We start from the raw sequence: 18,981 nt of genomic DNA on the forward strand, positions 1-18,981 counted from the left end.
GCATGCGCACCTGGACCGAGGATCAGCTTGCACTGCGCGACGGCATGGAGCGGGTCTGCCGCGACCTGGCCGTCGGCGAGCACGACGCCGCCGGAAGCGGGTTCCCGTGGGACGCGTGGAAGTCGCTGCGCGCCTCAGGGATCATGAGTCTGCCGTTCGACCCCGCCTGGGGCGGGGCGGGCGCCGACCTGCCCACCACGATGTACGTGCTGGAGGCCCTCGGCAAAGGGTGCCGTGACGGCGGGCTGAGCTTCTCCGTCGCCACCACCCTGTGCAGCACGGGCGTGCTGCTCCAGCACTTCGGGACCGAGGCGCAGAAGGACCGGTACCTGACCCGGCTGTGCGCGGGCGAGCTCATCGGCGCCCACGCGATCAGCGAGCCCGACACCGGGTCCGACGCGCTCAGCATGCGCACGACAGCCGTACGGGACGGCGACCACTTCGTCCTCAACGGCAGCAAGAGCTTCGTCAGCAACGGCCCGATCGCCGACGTGGTCGTCGTCTACGCCCGGACCAGGCCCGAGGGCGGGCCGCTCGGCATCACCGCGTTCCTGGTCGACACGCAGACCCCCGGCTTCACGGCCGGCCAGCCGCTCAAGAAGATGGGCCTGACGTCGTCGCCGATGAGCGAACTGTTCCTCGACGACTGCCGGGTGCCGGCCGACCGGGTCATCGGCGGTGTCGGGCGTGGGTACCTGCTGCTCGAACACGTAATGACGCACGAGATCCTCTGCTCGTTCGTCATCAACGTCGGAGAGATGCAGCACCGGTTCGAGCGCTGTCTGGAGTATGCCCGGATCCGCACTCAGTTCGGCAAGCCCATCGGTTCGTACCAGGCGATCTCGCACAAGCTGGTCGACATGCGCATCCGCCTGGAGACGGCGCGCCGGTGGTTGTACGACACCGCCGAACGCCTCGTCGCCGGCCAGAACGTCACGATGGACGTGGCAATCAGCAAGCTGCTGACCAGCGAGGCGAACGTCGCCTCCGGGCTGGCGGCCATCCAGATCTTCGGCGGTAACGGCTACATGTCGGAGTACGGACTGGACCGCGAGCTCGCCGACGCCGTCGGTAGCACCATCTACTCGGGAACGACCGAGATTCAGTACAACCGGATCTCTTCGCTGCTGGGGCTGTGAGGATGCTGCTGAAGGTTTGCGGCGCCACCCGCCGCGAAGACGTGGCCCTGCTCGGCGCCTCGGGCACAGACCTCATCGGTCTGTGGCACGGGGTGCCGGGCGGCCACGCCGACCTGTCCCTCGGCCGCTTCTCCGCCCTGGCGCAGGCGTGCCGCAGCGCCTGGGCGACGGCGACACGGCCGGCACCGGACCCGATTATGGTTACGTTCCTGCGGGACCCGGCCGCCATCCTGGAGGCCTCCCGCGCCGCAGATGTGCGGTGGCTGCAGCTGCACGGTTACCAGCCGCCGGCCGTCGTCGCGGCGATCAAGCGAGACCGGCCGGAGGCTACGGTCGTCAAGGTGCTGCACGTCACCGGCGACGCCTGCGTCGAGCGGCCGCTGCTGGCGTCCTACGAGCGGGCCGGCACCGACATGTTCCTGTTCGACGCGACGAGCCCTGGCGGACAGGTCGGCAGCACCGGCGTCTCGCTGGACCCCGACGTCGTGATCGACCTTGCCGAGGCGACGACGATCCCGTTCCTGCTTGCCGGCGGGATCTCGGCCCACAACCGTCCCAGGTACGACAAGGTTTCCGCGCATCCTCGGTTCGCCGGTGTCGACGTCGACACGGCCGCGAGGGACCTGACAGGGGCGTTCTGTCCCGTCAGGGTCAGCGGCATCCGGCAGCAGTGGCGTGCTGTCCCGGACATGGAGGAGGTAGCCTGATGGCCTCGGCCTTCGTCGATGCCCTGACAGGGGCAGGCCGCCCCGTTGTCATGGAGCTCAAACCGCGCTCGGCCGGCGGCGAGGACCTGTTCCGTGGCCGCACCCCGGCCGAGATCGTGGCGCGGTACGAAGCTGCGGGTGCCCCGTGCCTGTCGGTCGTCACCGGCCGCTGGTTCGGCGGCGACGCTAGCCTGCTGGCCACGGTCGCCCGGTCCACGGATCTGCCGATCCTGCAGAAGGACTTCATCACCAACGCCGGGCAGTTGCAGGTGGCGAAGGACCTCGGTGCCTCCGCGGTGCTGCTGACCGCGACGCTGCTGCCGCGGGTCGCGCTGGAGCGACTGACCGAGCGGGCACTGGGGCTCAATCTGACCCCCTTCATCGAGGTGGCCGGCGGCGACGAGGTCGAGGCCCTCCCCCGGTGCGAGGGGTGCGTGGTGGCCGTCAACAACAAGGACATCCGCCTTCGTGAACGCGGCGACGCCGACATGGACCGCAGCCGCAAGCTGCTGCCGGCCGTGCTCGGGACCGGGACGTCCTGCCCGGTCAGCGCCAGCGGCATCGACGACCCGTGGGTGGCCGCCGATTTGCTCAGCGCTGGTTACGCCGGGCTGCTGGTCGGCACGCATCTGTTGCGGGCAGACCGGCTCGAGTCATGGTGTGAGGATCTCGACGCCCTCCGCCGCCCTGCCGCACGCGGGACTCGCTGAGCGAACCGAGCGACAGCTCGTTCCACTCGACGGCGAGCGGCAGACCCAGTTCGCCGGCGGCCGCGATCACCCGGACGGCGAGGTCGCCCGCTTCCAGATACCGCTGACGTGCGATCAGGGCCCGTGTGACCCGCAGGGGTCGTTCCTGGTCGTACGGGTCGAGGTCCATGGCCGCCTCCAGGCGTGCCATGGCCTCGTCCATGGCGTCCGCGTCGATCGCGGCGGTCAGCACGACGTCGATCAGGCCGAGGACCCGGCGGCGCATGACCTCACGGCGTTGCGTGATGGCGTCGTCATAGAGGTCATCGGGCAGCAGCGGGCCGCCGAACGCGGTGAGCGCGATGCGGGCGCGGGCGACGCGCTCGTCGTCCTGCGCGGCCGCGACCGCCCGGGCCAGGTCCTCGAACGCGTGCAGGTCGACCTTGCACGAGGACAGGCTCAGCAGCTGCCCCGTCCGGCTCACCAGCGACCCGTACGCGGCGCGGACCCTGGTCAGGACATTCTTGAGGCGGCGCTGCCCGACCCCGGGCATCTCGCCCGGCCACAGTGCCTCCACCATCGTCTCGACGCGGACGGAACCATTGGCGAGAACGAGATGCTTCACCAACTGGCTGACCCGGCCGGTGCCGTGCAGCACGGTGTTGCCCTTGCGGACCTCGAACCCGCCGAGCACCCGGACCTCGTAGCAGCCGCCCTCGCCGGCCCCGTCGCCAGCGGGCGGACCGTCCACGGCCGCCGACGGCAGCCGAATCGCCGAGCGCAGGACCCCGGCCACCCGCCGTTCCCGGCGGTCGAGCAGGTCGGGATGGCCGAGACTCGCCGCCCGGTCCAGCGCGAGCAGCAGGCACTGGTCGGCCGCGTCGATGTCGCCGGCGGCGTGGCGGACGTAGCCGGTCAGCAGCTCGGCCTTCCACCGCAGGCAGGGGGCGATCTCGCCATCCTTGAGCATGCGTTGCAGGACGTCGGCGGCGGCGGGGTCACCGCGGCGGGCGTCGATGAACGCCTCTGTGAGAGCGACGGTCAGCGAGTCTTCGATGCGGTGCTCCCGGGCGGTGGCGAGCAGTCGGGCAGCGGGGCCGTCCGCCCCGACCACCGCACAGGCGTCGGCGGCCTCGCACAGGAAGAGCAGACCGCCGCCGTCGTGGTTCATGAGCTGGCCGAGGTGTGCCTCGGCCCTGGCTAAGTGCTCCAGGACCCCGGCTGTGTCATGATCGTTGGCTGCCACGATCAGACGGGTCCACGCGGCGTGGCCGGTGACCCAGTCGATGCCCAGCAGTTCGGCGAGCCGAATGCCGTCGTCGAGGATGGCGAGCGGCCGATCGGCCTCGCCGCTCAGCGCCAGCAGCCGCGCCTCCATGACGAGGCACAGCATGCGGTCGAACTGGGTGTCGCTGGTGGTGCCGAGTCTACGCAGCAACATGGCGCCCTCACCGGTCTTGCCGAGGACGGACAGCACGTGCGTGGCGAGCGCGCGCTGGACGGCCGCGACGCGGGCGGGCTCGCCCAGCTCGCCCCACATGATGGCGGCCTGGCGCATGGCGTTCTCGGCGCGGCGCAGGCTCGGCTCGTCCGGCCGATCGGACAGGGCCACGCCGAGGGCCTCGAGCAGGCTCGCCTGCGCACGCGTACCCTCCGCGGCTCCCTCCAGGAGCCGTTCGACGTGTGCGAGCACGTCCGGCTCACGCACCAGCGCCCGCTGGATCAGCCATTCGCTCTCGACCTCCGTAGCGAGGTCGTCGTCGGCATCCTGCTCCCGCACGATGCGCAGCGCCCGCCCGATGACTTCCCGTTCCTCGGCGAGCTGGCCCAGGTTGCGGTGGGTGCGGGCCAGGTGCAGCAGCACCTGTGGGGCGGCTTCGGCGGCCGGCCCGAGGCGGGCCATTAGGTGGATGAACTCGACCGGGTCGAGCTGGTTGATCCGGGAGGTTGGCAGCTTGGCGACGAGCGTCGCGGCCTGCTCAGGGTCGCCGCTGTCGGCTAGCAGGCTGGCCGCCGCTAGTTCGGCGCCCTGCGACATCAGCAGCGGGGCGGCCCGCTGCGCGATGGCCGGGTCGAGCGGCGCCAGCGCGGCGAGGGACTCCCGCGACTCGCTGCACAGCCGTGACCACCCGTTGGCGCCGACGGCGAAAGGGATGCCGGCCCGGATGAGGCGGCGCAGCAGCCCCGGGTGCCCGAGCCCTTCCACCAGCCGGTCGTTGACCATCGGGAACGCTGCGACCTGGGTCAGCAGGTAGCGGTCGGACGGATCGAGGTCGGCGGCGTAGTGGTCCATCAGCTGCCGGATCAGCCCTGGATGGCGCAGCAGGACCGTGGCGGCCGCGATACGGTCCGGCGTGCGGGCGAGGCGGCGCAGCATCACCAGCAGCAGCGCCACCCAACCGCCGGACAGGTCGTGCAGGGTGGCGGCGAGCCGCGCGCCGTCCTCGTCACCGATCTCGAGGCGGGCAAGGGCCTCGGCCTCGTGCTGCGTGAGGCGCAGGTCCTGGGTGTTGAACCGTGCGGCGGTGCCCTGGAACTCCATGGCCGCCAGCGGCGCCGGCAGCAGGCGCCCGCTGACGAGGATCCGTGGTGGCTGCGGGCCGTCTTGGGCCAGGTCGGCGAGCCAGGCGGCGGCCTCGTCGGTGAGCGCCTCGGCGTTGTCGACGACCAGCAGGCTGGGCTCCGGCGACGCGGCCAGCAGCGCACCGATCCGCCTGGCGGTGCCGTTCGCGGGCGGGCATGCCCGGTCGGGTGTCTGGTCGGCCGCGTCGAAGATCGACGATGTCAGCTCGTCGATCGTGACCGGGTGGTCGCGAGGTAGGCTCACCTCGATGCTGTTGCCGGTACTGGCACCGACCTGCCGGATCAGGACGCTCTTGCCGAACCCGCCGCCCGCCTCGATGAGGACCGAATGCCTCACGTTGAGGATTTCTCCCACGAGCCGCTGACGTGGAACGAAAGGCACTCGAACCATACGAGGCGAACCCCTCATGCCTGCTGAACCGGCGAGTCCCAGCAGCACCGTCACGCTGGTTTGATTGGACCGTACGCTAACATGAATAGGTGGTAATAACTTCGGCCGTCTGATTAAACGAGCGATGCTCATCGTGACGGAAACATGACAGTTGTCACACGCGCTCCGCGCCCGTGCGCGAGAGCCGGTGCTCCGTGTCGTGACCGGCACCAGGCACGACCTGCTGCCGGGAGGTCAGGTGCCGACGCCGCGCATCACTCACCTGCTGGTCGACCGACTGACGGACGATGTCGTGGCGGAACTCGTAGACCGCTGCCCGGTCGGGGTGCTGAGAACCGGCGGCGGTCACCTCGGCCAGGATGCCGATCTCCAGCAACGCCTCCAGCGCATCGAGAGCGGCCAGGACATCGAGGTTTGCCGCGTCCGCGACGGTGTCGAAGCCGAACGACGGGCCCATGACGGCCGCGACCTGCAGCAGCCGGGTGGCGTCCTGGCCGATCGAGGCGAGCTTCGCCGCGACCAGCCTCGCGACGGCCGGTGGTACCGCATCGGGACCGGCCTGGTGCCGCAGCACCTCGAGCAGCATGTACGGATTTCCGCCGCTTCGGGCGTGCGCCCACCGGACCGGGTCGCCGTCGGCGGTGCCGGCGGCGGTCCCGAGCTCGGCGGCGAGCATCCGGGCGGCGGCGAAGTCGAGACCGCCGAGCGTCACCTCGGTCCCCTCACCGGTGTGCTCCAGCGGCAGCATCACCTCGTCCATGCAGCCCCTCACCCGGCGCCGGATCGACGTCGGGAGGTCGTTGCGGGCGGCCACGACAACGCACAGCCGCGTGTCGGCGCCGGCGCGCAGCAGATACCGCAGCAGCGCCACCGTCTGCGGGTCGGCCCAGTGCACGTCGTCGATCAGCAGGGCGCAGGGCCGCTCGCCCGCCGCCACCGTCAGCAGCTGGGCGAACGCGGCGAAGACGACCGGCTGCTCCGGCAGCTCACCCGACGGGCACGGCCCGCCGAGCGACGGCAGCAGCATGCGCAGCGGGCCCCGGGCGGCCGGCGAGACGGCGTCCAGCGGGTCGTCCGGCGAGGCGGCGACGTAGCCGTCCAGCGCCTCCACGATCGGCTGGTACGGCACCATCGCGCCCTCATCGCACCGGCCGACCAGCACGAGCCCGCCGTCGGCGGCGACCGCGGCGCCGGCCTCCCGCAGCAGCCGCGTCTTGCCGATCCCGGCCTCACCGGTGACCAGGACAAACTGCCGGCGCCCCCGCGTGGCCCAGGACCAGGCACCGGCCACCGTCGTCATCTGCTGCTCGCGCCCGACGAACGGCACCGGGCGGTGGCGGTACCCGCCGGCGCCACCGCTCGGGACGGCCGGCGCGGACGCCGGGCCGAGCAGCGCCAGATATGCGGCCTCGGTCTCCGGCGACGGATCGACCCCGAACTCCTCGGCGAGGTGCCGGCGCAGCCGCTGGTACGCCCGCAGGGCCTCGCCCCGGTTGCCCATCGCCTCGCGGACCGCCATGAGGCAGCGGTGGGCGCTCTCACGTTCGGGTCCGCGGGTTGTCGCCTCCTCGGCGAGCAGCGCGGCCCGAGGATGGTCGCCGGAACGCATCGCCGCCTGGCCGGCCACCTCCAGCGCGGTGACGAGATACTCGGTCAGCCGCTCGCGCCGTTCTGCGACCCAGTGCCCCTCATGCTCGGACAGGAACGGGAACCGCAACCGGTCGGCCGCAGCCGCCGCCAGCCGGTCCGCGGTGGCAAAGTCGCCGGCGTCGAGCGCCCCGCGGGCGTCGGTCACCGCCCGCATCGCCTCCTCCACGTCGATGAGCACGTTGCCGTCCAGCGCGAGGACGTACCGGCCGCCGCGCTTGACGAGCGGGTTCACCGGGTGGCTCTGTAGCGGGCCTACGAAGGCGCGGAGCCGGCTGATCAGTGTGCGCAGGGCCGATGCCCAGGTGGGTGGCAGCGCACCCGGCCAGATGACATCGGCCAGCTCGTGCCGGGTCACGCCCTCCGGGCCGGCCAGGGCCAGGCGGGCGAACGCCACCCGAGCCTGCGCGCCATGCAGGTGGTAGACGATGCCGGCGCACCGAACGGCCATCAGGCCCATCAACTCGATTTTCGCTTCCATGTGATCCCGCCCCCGCAGCCTGAGGATGTCTGTGTGTTTTCTCAGGATCAGCCGAGCGGGTACCACGGAGGTACCGAGCAAGGGTGGTATCGGCCCCGCTCCGGAACCATCGGCGGCCCGCACGTGTCTTCTCGGCCGGGCCGCCGGTGCCGAGCGGGCCGTCCGACGGCGCCTGCGGATTGCGGAGCGATTGCACCGGCACTCGTACGGTCCACCGGACGCGCCGAATCACCGACGAACAGGAGCTCACCATGAACCTTCCCACTCTCGAGGTGGCTGTCGACCGCTTGAAGGCCGTGAGCCGGATCTCGGACCTCGATCCCGACACCCCCCTGACCGCTTCCGGTGTCGACTCGCTCGACCTCATGGAGTGGGTCAGCGACATGCAGGAGCGGTACCCGGACCTGGGTGTGGACGCGTCGATCGCCGAGCAGGTCGACGACACCATCACGTTCCGCAGCATCCACCAGCAGTTGCTCTCCGCAGCCAACGGCTCGTCTCCGGTCGCCGGCGCGACCGGAGACGCGTGACCGCGGAGCCACGGATGTCCGGCATCGGCATCATCGGCTGGGGCAAGTACGTGCCCGAAGGCAGACTGACCAACTCGGAACTCTCGGCCCGCTTCGGCGTCGACGAGGACTGGGTCGTGCAGCGCACCGGCATCCGGGAACGGCGGGTCGTCGGCCCCGGCGAGACGACCGCCTCCCTGGCCGTCGAAGCCGGCCGTCGTGCGCTGGAGCACGCCGGTTTGCGGCCCGACCAGATCTCCCATCTCATTCTCGCCTCCGGCACGCCGGAGCAACTGTCGCCGGCCACGTCCGCCTTCGTCCAGCGCGAGCTCGGTACGGCAGGCGGCGCCCACGACGTCAACGCTGAGTGCGCCAGCTTCGCCTACGGTTTCGTGGTCGCGGCCGGGCTCATGGCGATCGACCCGCGCCCGATCCTTCTCATCGGGACCGACACGCACTCGCTGGTCGTCAACCCTGAGGACCGGGACCTGAGCGTGCTCATCGGCGACGGCGCCGGCGCGGTCGTCCTGGCCCCGCACAGCCGCAGCTGGCTGCGCGGCTGGGATATGGGCTGCGACGGCTCAAAGGTCGACAGCCTCAAGATTCCCGCCGGCGGTAGCCGGATGCCCGCAACCGAGGAGACGTTGCGCGAGAAGCTGCACTACGCACAGATCAAGGGCAACGAGATTTACCTGCACGCCATCCGGTTCACCGTCGGGTCGGTACGCAAAACCCTGCAGGCGGCACAGCTCGGCCCCCAGGACATCGACCACCTGCTGCCGCACCAGGCGAACCTGCGCATCATCGACTCGATCGTGGAGCACAGCGGTGTGCCCCGGGACCGGCTGATCACCAACATCGAGTACTACGGCAACACCGGGGCGGGCTCGATGCCGATCGCCCTGGCCGAGGCACTGGACGCGGGACGCATCCAGAAGGGCGACCGGGTCATGTTTGCGGCGTTCGGCGCCGGCATGGTCTGGGTCACCGCGCTGATCGAGTGGGGCGCGGGCGAGCCGACGGAGTGGCGGTCATGACGCAATCCACGATGGACGGACGGCAGATCTCGGCGCCGCGCCCGGAGAAGCCGGTCGCGCTGGTGACCGGTGCGTCCGGCGGCTTCGGCGCCGCCGTGGCGATCGAGCTCGACCGGCTAGGGTGCCGCGTCGCGCTGCACTACAACAGCGCCGCCGACGGCGCCCGAGAGGTCAGCGAGCAGCTCACGAACGACTCGACGGTCGTGCAGGCGAACGTCGGGGACTGGGAGTCGGTCAGCGCCATGCACCGGCGGATCACCGAGCAGCTCGGCGAGGTCGACATCCTCGTCAGCAACGCAGCCATCCGCAAGGACGCGCTGATGATGAGCCAGGCGCCGGACGTGTGGGCCGAGGTCATCCAGACGAACCTGCTGGGCACATTCCACGCGTGCCGGGCGGTGCTGCCGTCGATGGTGAAGCGGCGGTGGGGCCGGATCATCAACGTGGTGTCGCCGTCGGCGCTCGTCGCCACGTCCGGGCAGACCGCCTACGCCGCCTCGAAGTCCGGCGTCATCGCGCTGACCCGCACCCTCGCCACCGAGTGCGGCCGGCGCGGGGTGACGGTCAACGCCATCTCGCCCGGCTTCATGGAGACGCGGATGACGGCGAACGCCACCGACAAGTTCCGGCAGAACCTCACCGCGAACCTGCCGGTCCCGCGGCTCACCACCCCCGAGGAGGTCGCGCCGACGGTCGGCGTCTTCCTCGACAACGGGTACCTGACCGGCCAGGTGCTCAGCGTCGACGGCGGGATCTCCCTCATCTGACGGCACACCCGTCCAGCCGGAGGACAGCGACATGACGGTCACCGACCTGACGAACGGCACGGCACGGCTGCTGCTCTGGGCGGGAGCCGACCCGGCAGCCGAACGCGCCGCCCGGGCCGCGGTGACCGACGCGGCACGCACCGGGGCCCCGATCCCCCGTCCGGTTCCGGGGCCCGTGCGCGGGGCGGTCGTCACGACGCCGGCCCGCGCCCTCGACGACATCGTGGCCGCCCCCGTGCGGCAGGTACCGGCCGGCGGACCCCGGCCGGCCGTCCTGTTGCTGCCCGGCCAGGGTTCCCAGCACGACGGCATGGCGGTGAGTCTGTACCACGACGAGCCCGTGTTCCGCTCCGCCGTCGACGACGTGTTCGAGGCGTGGGGACCCGGCGGTGCGGACATCCGCGTCGACTGGCTCGGCACCGGCACCGGTCCGGGCATCCCGATCGACGACCCCCGCCGGGCCCAGCCGCTGCTCTTCGCCGTCGACCACGGGCTGGGCCGGCTGCTGCTGAGCTGGGGCGTCAGACCGGCCGAGGTGCTCGGGCACAGCGCCGGAGAGATCGTGGCGGCGACCCTCGCCGGGGTGTTCACCGTCGCCGAGGCCGTCGCCATGGTGCGCGGCCGGGTGAGCGCCGCCGTTGCGGTCCCCGCGGGCGGAATGCTCGCCGTGGCCGCGTCCGTCGACGAACTGCAGTCGTACCTGAGCGGGCAGGTCGCCGTCGGGGCCGTCAACGCCGACCGCCGCACGATGCTCGCCGGGCCGGACGCCGAACTCGCCGTCGCCGCGGCGCGGCTGACCGCCGACGGGTTCATGGTCCGGCGGGTGCCGTCGACCGTCCCGTTCCACAGCCCTGCCATGGAACCGGCCGTCGCCGCAGCGCAGCTGTCGTTCCGCGCGTCGCCGAAGCCGCCGGTGTTTCCCGTCCGGTCCGGCTACACCGCTCGGCCGATCACCGACGAGGAGGCCGGCGACGCCCGGTTCTGGGCCCGGCAGGCGGCCGACACCGTCCACTTCGGGCCCGCGCTGGGCGCGCTGCTCGACGAGGGCGACCGGCTGCTCGTGGAGTGCGGGCCGGGTCGCGTCCTGTCGTCCTTCGCCCTGCGCCAGCCGGCCGTGCGGGCCGGGGGCAGCAGAGTGGTTCCGATGCTGCCCGGCGATCGGCCCGACCGGCCCGCGACGCTCGAGGCCGCGGCGGCGCTGTGGCGCGAGGGTCACGACCTGAACGTGACGACACTTTAACCGAAGGTGATCGGCAATCAGACGATCGAACATGGTCGTTATGTCTGGTTAACCCCATGCGCCCGGTCCGGACCCGTGCATTCCTGACGGTCGTGGAATCGCACGGCGCCGATTTCTCCGCGACGGGTTCCCACCGACGAAAGCCTATTCTCGCTGACGCCCCGCATTCGCCGCCGCAGTGACCGAGGCCGACTTTTGATGCCCCTGCTCGCGGCCGTGCTGGACGGCACGAAGACGATGATCACCCCCTGCAGGACGACAAGTTCGGTGAGCCGCTGCCGACCGCCGGTGACCGGCCGATCGTAGAGATCGAACTGTCCGGCGTCCGGGTCTGCCGCCTCGGTGACGTCGACCGCCGGCACGCCCGCACCAGAGATGAGGGCGAGGACTCGGTCGTGGCGGGCCGGGCACGAGCGATCCGGACGCGGGACCGGCCTCCCGCACCCGGTTTCGGCAGCCCGGGTTTTCCGGGCCGGCGGACACATCGGTGGTGCGGCCAGCGGTTGCGAGTGTTCGTGCGATACAGACGCCACAACGAGAACAACGGTGGTCCGGCACCCTGCGGGCCGGACCACCGTCGGAGGAGAGCGTCAGCTCAAGCGGCTTTCCACACACCGGTGGGGGCGACCTCCGCCACCCAATCCGCGAAGTCGCGGGGCTTGCGGCCGAGGGCGCGCTCGACACCGTCGGTGAGGGAGCTGTTGCGGCCGTCAAAGAACTCGGAGATGAGGGTGGCCAGCGGGTCGGCGAACTCGCGCGGGGCACCGTCGGCGACGACGGCGTCGGCGAACTCCTCGCGGGTGATGGGCTGGTAGCGCAGCTCGCGACCGGTCGCGCGGGCGATCTCGGCGACGCCCTCGGCGAACGTCCACAGGCGCGGGCCGGTCAGCTCGTAGCGCTGCCCGACGTGGCGGTCCTCGGTGAGGGCGGCCACGACGACGTCGGCGATGTCGTTGGCGTCGATGAACGGGTCGGAGTTGTCACCACACGGCAGGGCCAGCACGCCCTGACGCAGCGGCTCGAGGAAAACCCCCTCGTCGAAGTTCTGGTTGAAAGAGGCCGGGGCGACGATGGTCCACTCCACCGGGAGACTCGTGACGGCGTCCTCGCAGAGCACGGCCTCCTCCTGGTTGCGGGCCGACAGCAGAACCAGGCGCTGCACGCCGGCGTCGGCGGCGATGCGGGCAACGGTGCCGACCGACTCGCTGGCGCCGGGCCACTCGACCTCGGGGTAGAACATGATGTAGGCGGACTTGACACCGGTGAAGATGCCGCTGTTCCAGGTGTCGGGCTTCTCCCAGTCGAACGGGGGCACGCCGCTGCGGGAGGCGACCTTGACGTTGACGCCGCGCTTGTCGAGCTTCTGGGTGACCCGGCGACCGACGCGACCGGTGCCACCGATGACCAATGTCGTGTTTTCGTTTGCCATGGATATAGTGTTACCCGCGCCATCTGGACGGTCCATGGCCGAGATTCTGGGATGCATAATCCATCGTCTAGTATTGACGACGTGGACGCACTCGCAGGATTGCTCGAAGGGCCGCGGGCCAGCGGGGCTTTTCTCCTCCGCGTCGTCCTGGACCCGCCATGGTCGATCCGGGTCCAGGACAGGTCCCCCTTGTGCCTCGCCGCGGTACTCAGCGGTGAGGCGTATGTGCAGCCGGACCATGGCGAGGTGGTGCGGCTCGGGCCGGGCGACGTCGCCATCGTCCGCGGCCCCGACCCCTATGTGCTCAGCGACGGCAGCGCGACCCCGCCCCAGGTCATCGTGCACCCCGGCCAGCAGTGCCTCACCCCCGAAGGCGTCGAGTTGCGCGAGCGCATGGCGCTGGGGGTCCGCACGTGGGGCAGCAACCCCGACGGCTCCGTGCAGATGCTGCTGGGGGTGTACGAAGAGGTCGGCGCAGTCGGCCAGCGCCTGCTCGACGTGCTGCCGCCACTGCTGGTCGTGTCCGACGACTCGTGGGACTCCATGCTGATCCCGATCCTCGCCGGCGAGGTCACCCGGACCGGGCCGGCGCAGGGCGTCGTGCTGGACCGCCTGCTGGACCTGCTGCTCATCTCGGTGCTGCGGGTGTGGTTCGACCGTCCCGACTCCGAGGCCCCGGCGTGGTATCGGGCCCAGGCCCATCCGATCGCCGGCGAGGCGCTGCGGCTGTTCCACGAGGACCCGGCCGGCGACTGGACCCTCGCCAGGGTCGCCGCCGAAGTCGGAGTGTCGCGGGCGACGCTCGCTGAGTGCTTCCGCAACACCGTCGGCACGCCGCCGATGACGTATCTCATGGAGTGGCGCCTGGCCCTGGCCGCGGACCTGCTGCGCCAGTCCGACGCCACGCTCAACGCCGTCGCCCGGCAGGTCGGCTACGGCAGCGGATTCGCCCTCAGCTCGGCGTTCAAGCGGGTCTACGGCGTCAGCCCGCAGGAGCACCGCGCCGCCGCCATGGCGCAGTAGACGGCCATGTCACCGTCCAATGGACGGTGACATGGAAGCCGGCCGGCCCGGCGGCGGCCGGCCCTGGTCTCAGGGGCCGAGCGCCGTACCGGGCCGGGCGGTCGAGCAGTCGCGGGGACGGCCGGCGTGTCTCGGGCAGGCCACCGACGCGGAAGGGGGGTCGCCGGTGGCCTGGCCTCACGCCTGTCCCTCGGCGCTGTCAGGCTTCGCCTGCGACTGCTCCGGTGTGTCGGGGAACAGGACATCGGGTTGTTTGGCCAGTTCGCGCATCATGGCCCGCGGGTCCGGCACCAGCCGCCGGGTGGCGAGATCGAGCAGCCCGATCGTGTTCTCGAACCGGGCGACCGCGATCCCGCCGGGGGTCTGGAACCGTTGCACCAGCTCGATGAGCTGCCCCTTGCCGCCGCTGATGACGCAGCTGACATCGACGTGGTCGCCGGCGCGCAGCTCACGCTGGAACCGGACGGTCGCCTTGAGCAGCACCGGGCCGAGCCCGGCGTCGGCCAGCACGTCCGGGGTGAGGCCGGCCGCCTGCAGGAACTCCCAGCGGGCGTGCTCGGCGTACTGCGTGTAGACGGCCTGGTTGACGTGACCCTGCCGGTCGACCTCGTAGGCCCGCGCCTGGAGGCGGACGCTGAACGCTGTGCTCATGTTCAGAGCCCGACCGGGTCGTCGATAACGATCCGCCAGGTGCCGTCGACCTGCTGCCGGGACACCACGGTGCCCTTGCCGCGCAGATCGATCGCCTGGCCGTCCTCGTGCTTGCCGACCAGATGCCAGTCGGCGTGCGTCATGGCGATGTCGCCGGTCCGCATGATGCTGGTCATCGTGATGTCCGCGGCGGTGATGGCGGCGAACATCGGCTTGAGTTCGGCGGTGACGGCTTCGAGACCCACTGCCTGCCGGCCGTCCGGCGGCTGGACGAGGATGCCGTCCGGCTCGTACAGGTCGAGCATGGCCTGCATGTCGTTGGAGTTGAAGGACTCGGCGATGAGGCCGGGGATGTCTTCCGGACGCTGTGCTGGCATGTCTGGGTCTCCTTAGGCAGGCTCAGGATCAGCTGAAGATGCCCTGGCCAGGCGTGAGGATGCCGGCCGGGTCGTACTGGCGCTTCATTTCGACGAGCGCGCTCCAGCGCGAGCCGTAGTGAGTCCGCCAGTCGGTGCGGGTCATCGAAGGCACGGCACCGACGAGGTACCGCTTGGCGCCGAGGCTGACACCCCGGTCGTAGAAGCGGCGGTTCTGCACCAGCATGCCCGGGGTGTCCGGGTGATCCGGCGCAGGGATGCGAATGAGGCTGACCTCGAAGAACTCGGTGGTGGAGCAGCGGGGCAGGACGAAGTTCTCGCGGGTGAGCGGCCGGGCGCTCATCGGCGAGATCCGGATCGGGCCGGGGCCCATCTGGTCGGGGGTGAGCTCGCCGAGGACGGTGTCGAGGTACGCGGGGGTGTTCTCGGTGCTGACGAACATCATCAGCCACGGCTTCTTGCTGCCCCAGAACCCGGCGGCCTTGAGCGCGGCCCAGTTCGGGTCGAAGCGCAGCAGCCAGTCACGGAACGGCATGTCGGTGGTCGGGCCGGCGACGGCCTGCGGCGACAGCACGGCCCGCAGTGCGGCAACGTCGGGCTGGGCGGGTGAGGAGAAGAACATGCCGAGCGCGAGCCGGTACGTCCAACCGCCACCGGCTTTCGGTTCGGCGTAGCCGTTCTGATCGTCGACGACCTTCGCACGCATGACGGCGAGCGAGTCGCGCAGGAACGTCGCGCGGTCGGTGTAGGTGAACTCCAGCGAACGGGCGGTCGTCTTGGCGGGGATCAACTTGACGCCGGCCCGCACGATGATGCCGTACTGACCGCCGCCAATGAGCACGGCCTCGAACAGGTCGGGGTTGTTGCTGCGGGAGCACGTGACCAGTTCGCCGGTACCCGTGACGACCTGGATCCATCTGACATTGTCGGCCTGCGAGCCGTAACGCTGGCTGGTCCCGCCGAGACCGCCGACGCTGAGGGTACCGCCGATCGACAGGTGGGCGAAGTCGTTGTAGACAGGCAGGGTCTGGCCGGACTCGAGCGCCCGCAGCGCCAGGGTCGACCAGGTGACACCGGCGTCGACGTCGGCGATGCCGTCGCCGATGCTGTGGATCCTGCCGAGCGGCTTCGGGTCGATGGCGATGCCGCCGTCGACAAGCGCCTGACCATAGTGCGAGTGGGAGTGGCGGCCCTCGCTGCCGGTGCCGCTCTGACCGTTGATGGCCACCGCGATCCGGTTGCTGCGGGCATAGCGGACGATCTTCTTGATGTCGTCGACCGAGCCGGGCGTCAGCACCGCCTGAGGGCGCCGCGTGAACAAGTGGCCGAAGTCCTCAGTGAAGGGAGATGGGTCGGCGGGCAGCACGAGGGTGCCGTCCAATGTGGGGACCTGCGCGATGCCTGCCGTCGAACCGGGGGCGGTGGCCCACGCGCGCGCACTGGGGTTCCACCCCAGGACCGCCGCACCCGCTCCGACAGTGAGACTGGACAGGAACTTTCGGCGAGTGAGATCGATCTGCATACCTCGTTGGTACGCCCCGGATCGCAAAGGGAACGCAAACCCGCCCGTGCCGTCCATATTCGACCCGGTTGTTTCCCTCCCCTGCTCACAAGCCACCGTCCCATGGCGTTACATCGGCGATTTCGCAAGCAAACAGGCGTATTTCGCATGGAAAATTGGCCCGGTCAGTCGCCGCACCATCGAAGACGGGGCGTCGACCCGGCGGAACGCACGGAGATGAGGCTGACGCCGCCTGGTGCGGACGGATGGCGCTTCTGGTTGCAACGTCGACGTGCAGGGCACCGGACCGGGGTGATCTCGAACCTGCTGACAAAACCGGCCACAACGGGCTTACCGTCGATGACATCGCCGCCTGTGCCCGCGCCAGCAACGCACCGTCTACCGACGGTGGCCTACAGAAGCGGACCTGGTCATCGCGGCCGTGGCGCACAACCTGCGGCACATCGCCGTGCCGCTGGACACCGTCAGCCTGCTCGCCAAGGCCAGCCGCGACCTGGCCGAACCGCACGCCGCCATGGCATAGGCCCGCACCGCCTACCTCTGACCGTCGCCGGGTCGGGTCGAGCTCCGCCGCGAAATACGCGCTCGCGGCCTTCAGGATCTCATTCGCCCGCCGCAACTCGGCGACTTCCCTGCGCAGCCGGCGGTTCTCCTCGACCATCTCGCTGGTCGGCCGGTCGTGACGCTCACCCGTGTCGGCCTCGGCTTGGCGATCCAGTTCCTGAGCGCCTCGTGATGCACGCCGAGCTGCTCGGCCAGACGCCGGATCACCGGCTTCGGGTCCGACTCGCGATACAGGCGCACAGCGCGCTGACGTAGCTCATCGGGGCACTTCTTCAGTGCTGCCACGGACAAACTCCTCCCCACGGCCATCAGACCATGATCAAAAAGATCCATGAAAGCGGGGGTGGCTCACCGATCACCGACCTCGCAATCCTGATACGCCTGAACGTCCACCGACATGACCGACTCGGTGGATTCCTCCACGAATGCGACACGCTGCCCGACCAGCGCGGATGAGGTTTCGGCACCCGCATGGTCGACAAGAGAGGTGCCGTTAGATCCGCACTCCCGCCAACACCGCTGCCACTCTGTCCAAATAGCCCTATCTGAACCACATCACCCTATAGGCCGGAGAATTTAAGAACTTCCGGATTGCCAGTGCGATCCAGCATTCCTGTCGACAGGTAGAGGAGCAGCATCCCAGTACGAGGGAACCGATTTGCCCAAGCTTGACGTGACTTCCGACAGCGATCATCATGTGTCGCAGCCCGTTGGACACGATCATGAAACGGGCCCAGGGTAGCGGTCGACTGTTCCGCCTCGATGCGAACCGGCCGTCGACTCACCGAGCCCGTGAACCGGCATCGCCGGGCGACTAAGAATTCCACGTCAATCGGTCGGCCAAGCCGAAAATGTTAACGCTAACAGGAGAGTACAGCACCAATGCACACCCCTCGTCCATCTGCGAACCCCGAGTACCCGCCGAGCAACCAGCCCGACATCCGGACACCGCCCATGTCCAGCAACGGCCATCCGCCCGTAAAGCGCCGGCTCACACCCTTGGACGAGGCGATGCGCCGACTGCTGGGCCTGCCCGTACCAGCAACCCGACGGATCACCATCGAGCGCGACCTGCCAGTACCGATGCGCGACGGCGTTTGCCTGCCCGCCGACCGCTACAGTCCCGCCACCGACCGAGGGAAGTCGCCGACCATCCTCATCCGCACCCCGTACGGGCGCGGCGGAAGCAACCCGCGCGTCGCCCGCGCGGTCGCCGCGCAGGGATTCCACGTCGTACTGCAGGCCTGCCGCGGCACCGCAGTGGGCACTGGCGAGTTCGCGCCGATGCGGCACGAGCGGGCGGACGGTCTGGATACGATTGCGTGGCTGGCCGACCAGCCGTGGTACACAGGCCAACTTTGTGTCTTCGGCTTCAGCTATTGCGGTTACGCCACGTGGGGGTTCGCGGCCGACGCCGGTGATCAACTCGTCGGGTTGACGATGGCCGCGACCGCCGCCCAGTTCACCGGCTCCCTCTACACCGGCGGGGCGTTCTCCCTCGACAGCGCGCTGACCTGGGTGTGGGGACTGGGCGCGCTGGGATCGAACCCCGAACGCCAGCCAACCCTCATCGAGTCGTGGCTGCGCCGCTCCCGACTTCACGCTGCTCTTGCCCACCTGCCGCTGGCGGAAGCCGACCGGGTCGCGACGGGACAGCGAGTCGGCTTTTTCCAGGAGTGGCTGGCAGAAAACGACACCGCCGGAGAGTACTGGCTCGAACGCGATCACCGGTCACGCGTGACCGACGTACAGGCACCGATCCACATGATCGGAGGCTGGTACGACGTCATGCTGCCCTGCCAACTCGACGACTACGCAGCTCTGTGCAAAGCCGGTCGCCCGCCTCATCTGACGATCGGGCCCTGGAAACACAACAGCTCCGGCTTCTTCCGATGCTTGGTGAGCGAGGCCGTGGCCTGGTACAAGGCCAACGCCGAGGGGCGGCCCGTACGCGAACACCCGGTTCGGGTGCACATCGGCGGCTCGAACCAGTGGCGCGACTACCCGCAATGGCCGCCACCCGGGGCCCGGCCCAAGCCGTGGTACCTGCACGCCGGCGGAGGGCTACACACCACGCCAGCAGCTTCGGACGGCCGCGTGTCAACGCCGGCTGAACTTTGACCCCTCTGTTCCGGCCGAATGTTGACCCCCTCGCTGGTTGTTGATGTTCAGTCGTTGGTCTTGCTGGCTGCGGGAACGCGGCCGAGGTCGCGGTCTTTGAGCCG

The 18,981-nt window shown here is 70.1% G+C and carries 16 protein-coding genes; 9 read left to right on the forward strand and 7 right to left on the reverse strand.

What is annotated here, in order from left to right; genetic code table 11:
- The first annotated feature begins 2 nt into the window (after positions 1-2).
- Genes E1182_RS08665 through E1182_RS08675 form a run of 3 tightly spaced genes read left to right on the forward strand, consistent with a single transcriptional unit; the run spans position 3 to position 2,556 of the window.
- Entirely contained in the window at positions 3-1,139 is a 1,137-nt protein-coding gene (locus E1182_RS08665; protein ID WP_132262738.1) for an acyl-CoA dehydrogenase family protein, read from the forward strand.
- Positions 1,140-1,141: 2 nt separating this feature from the next.
- Positions 1,142-1,846 (forward strand): hypothetical protein, encoded by a 705-nt coding sequence (locus tag E1182_RS08670; RefSeq protein WP_207921319.1) that lies wholly within the window; start codon positions 1,142-1,144, stop codon positions 1,844-1,846.
- Positions 1,847-1,896: 50 nt separating this feature from the next.
- A complete protein-coding gene (locus tag E1182_RS08675; protein WP_243706107.1) occupies positions 1,897-2,556 on the forward strand; it encodes a hypothetical protein in 660 nt (219 codons plus the stop codon).
- On the opposite strand, the gene E1182_RS08680 is transcribed toward E1182_RS08675, so the two are convergent.
- On the reverse strand, positions 2,438-5,455 hold the full coding sequence (locus tag E1182_RS08680; RefSeq protein WP_132262744.1) for a BTAD domain-containing putative transcriptional regulator: 3,018 nt from the start codon (positions 5,453-5,455) through the stop codon (positions 2,438-2,440). The genes E1182_RS08675 and E1182_RS08680 overlap by 119 nt on opposite strands.
- Positions 5,456-5,663: 208 nt before the next feature.
- A complete protein-coding gene (locus tag E1182_RS08685) occupies positions 5,664-7,637 on the reverse strand; it encodes an AAA family ATPase (protein ID WP_132262746.1) in 1,974 nt (657 codons plus the stop codon).
- Positions 7,638-7,888: 251 nt separating this feature from the next.
- Here E1182_RS08685 and E1182_RS08690 point away from each other — a divergent pair, with 251 nt between their 5' ends.
- The 4 genes from E1182_RS08690 to E1182_RS08705 are packed head-to-tail and all read left to right on the forward strand — an operon-like array spanning position 7,889 to position 11,190.
- Positions 7,889-8,167 (forward strand): acyl carrier protein, encoded by a 279-nt coding sequence (locus tag E1182_RS08690; RefSeq protein WP_132262748.1) that lies wholly within the window; start codon positions 7,889-7,891, stop codon positions 8,165-8,167.
- A 14-nt stretch (positions 8,168-8,181) separates the two neighbouring features.
- Positions 8,182-9,183: a 3-oxoacyl-ACP synthase III family protein gene (locus tag E1182_RS08695; protein ID WP_132262750.1), complete on the forward strand. Its 1,002-nt coding sequence runs from the start codon at positions 8,182-8,184 to the stop codon at positions 9,181-9,183.
- Positions 9,180-9,950, forward strand: a complete 771-nt coding sequence (locus E1182_RS08700) for a 3-oxoacyl-ACP reductase family protein (protein WP_207921320.1) — start codon at positions 9,180-9,182, stop codon at positions 9,948-9,950. The genes E1182_RS08695 and E1182_RS08700 overlap by 4 nt, the downstream gene beginning before the upstream one ends.
- Before the next feature lie 31 nt (positions 9,951-9,981).
- Positions 9,982-11,190, forward strand: coding sequence for an acyltransferase domain-containing protein (locus E1182_RS08705; RefSeq protein ID WP_132262752.1), 1,209 nt, complete (start codon positions 9,982-9,984; stop codon positions 11,188-11,190).
- 595 nt (positions 11,191-11,785) lie between these two features.
- Here the strand turns inward: E1182_RS08705 and E1182_RS08710 are convergent.
- Entirely contained in the window at positions 11,786-12,619 is an 834-nt protein-coding gene (locus tag E1182_RS08710) for an NmrA family transcriptional regulator (protein WP_207921321.1), read from the reverse strand.
- An 81-nt stretch (positions 12,620-12,700) separates the two neighbouring features.
- On the opposite strand from E1182_RS08710, the gene E1182_RS08715 reads away from it, so the two are divergent.
- Positions 12,701-13,642, forward strand: coding sequence for an AraC family transcriptional regulator (locus E1182_RS08715; RefSeq protein WP_132262754.1), 942 nt, complete (start codon positions 12,701-12,703; stop codon positions 13,640-13,642).
- Positions 13,643-13,819: 177 nt separating this feature from the next.
- Here the strand turns inward: E1182_RS08715 and E1182_RS08720 are convergent, their stop codons facing one another.
- From E1182_RS08720 to E1182_RS32935, 4 genes are all read right to left on the reverse strand, one after another.
- Positions 13,820-14,293 carry a thioesterase family protein gene (locus tag E1182_RS08720; RefSeq protein WP_132262757.1) on the reverse strand — a complete coding sequence of 158 codons (474 nt, stop codon included), beginning with the start codon at positions 14,291-14,293 and terminating at the stop codon, positions 13,820-13,822.
- Positions 14,294-14,295: 2 nt separating this feature from the next.
- Complete coding sequence (locus E1182_RS08725) at positions 14,296-14,670, reverse strand: nuclear transport factor 2 family protein (protein ID WP_132262759.1); 375 nt, start codon at positions 14,668-14,670, stop codon at positions 14,296-14,298.
- A 28-nt stretch (positions 14,671-14,698) separates the two neighbouring features.
- Positions 14,699-16,192, reverse strand: coding sequence for an FAD-binding protein (locus E1182_RS08730; RefSeq protein WP_165942554.1), 1,494 nt, complete (start codon positions 16,190-16,192; stop codon positions 14,699-14,701).
- Between the two features lie 594 nt (positions 16,193-16,786).
- Entirely contained in the window at positions 16,787-17,089 is a 303-nt protein-coding gene (locus tag E1182_RS32935) for a transposase (protein WP_132262764.1), read from the reverse strand.
- Between the two features lie 621 nt (positions 17,090-17,710).
- Here E1182_RS32935 and E1182_RS08745 point away from each other — a divergent pair.
- The gene (locus E1182_RS08745; RefSeq protein WP_165942556.1) at positions 17,711-18,877 is read left to right on the forward strand and encodes a CocE/NonD family hydrolase; all 1,167 of its coding nucleotides are present in this window, start codon (positions 17,711-17,713) and stop codon (positions 18,875-18,877) included.
- Positions 18,878-18,981 lie beyond the last annotated feature (104 nt).

Origin of the sequence: Micromonospora sp. KC721 (assembly GCF_004348355.1) — a bacterium.
Classification (GTDB): Bacteria; Actinomycetota; Actinomycetes; order Mycobacteriales; family Micromonosporaceae; genus Micromonospora.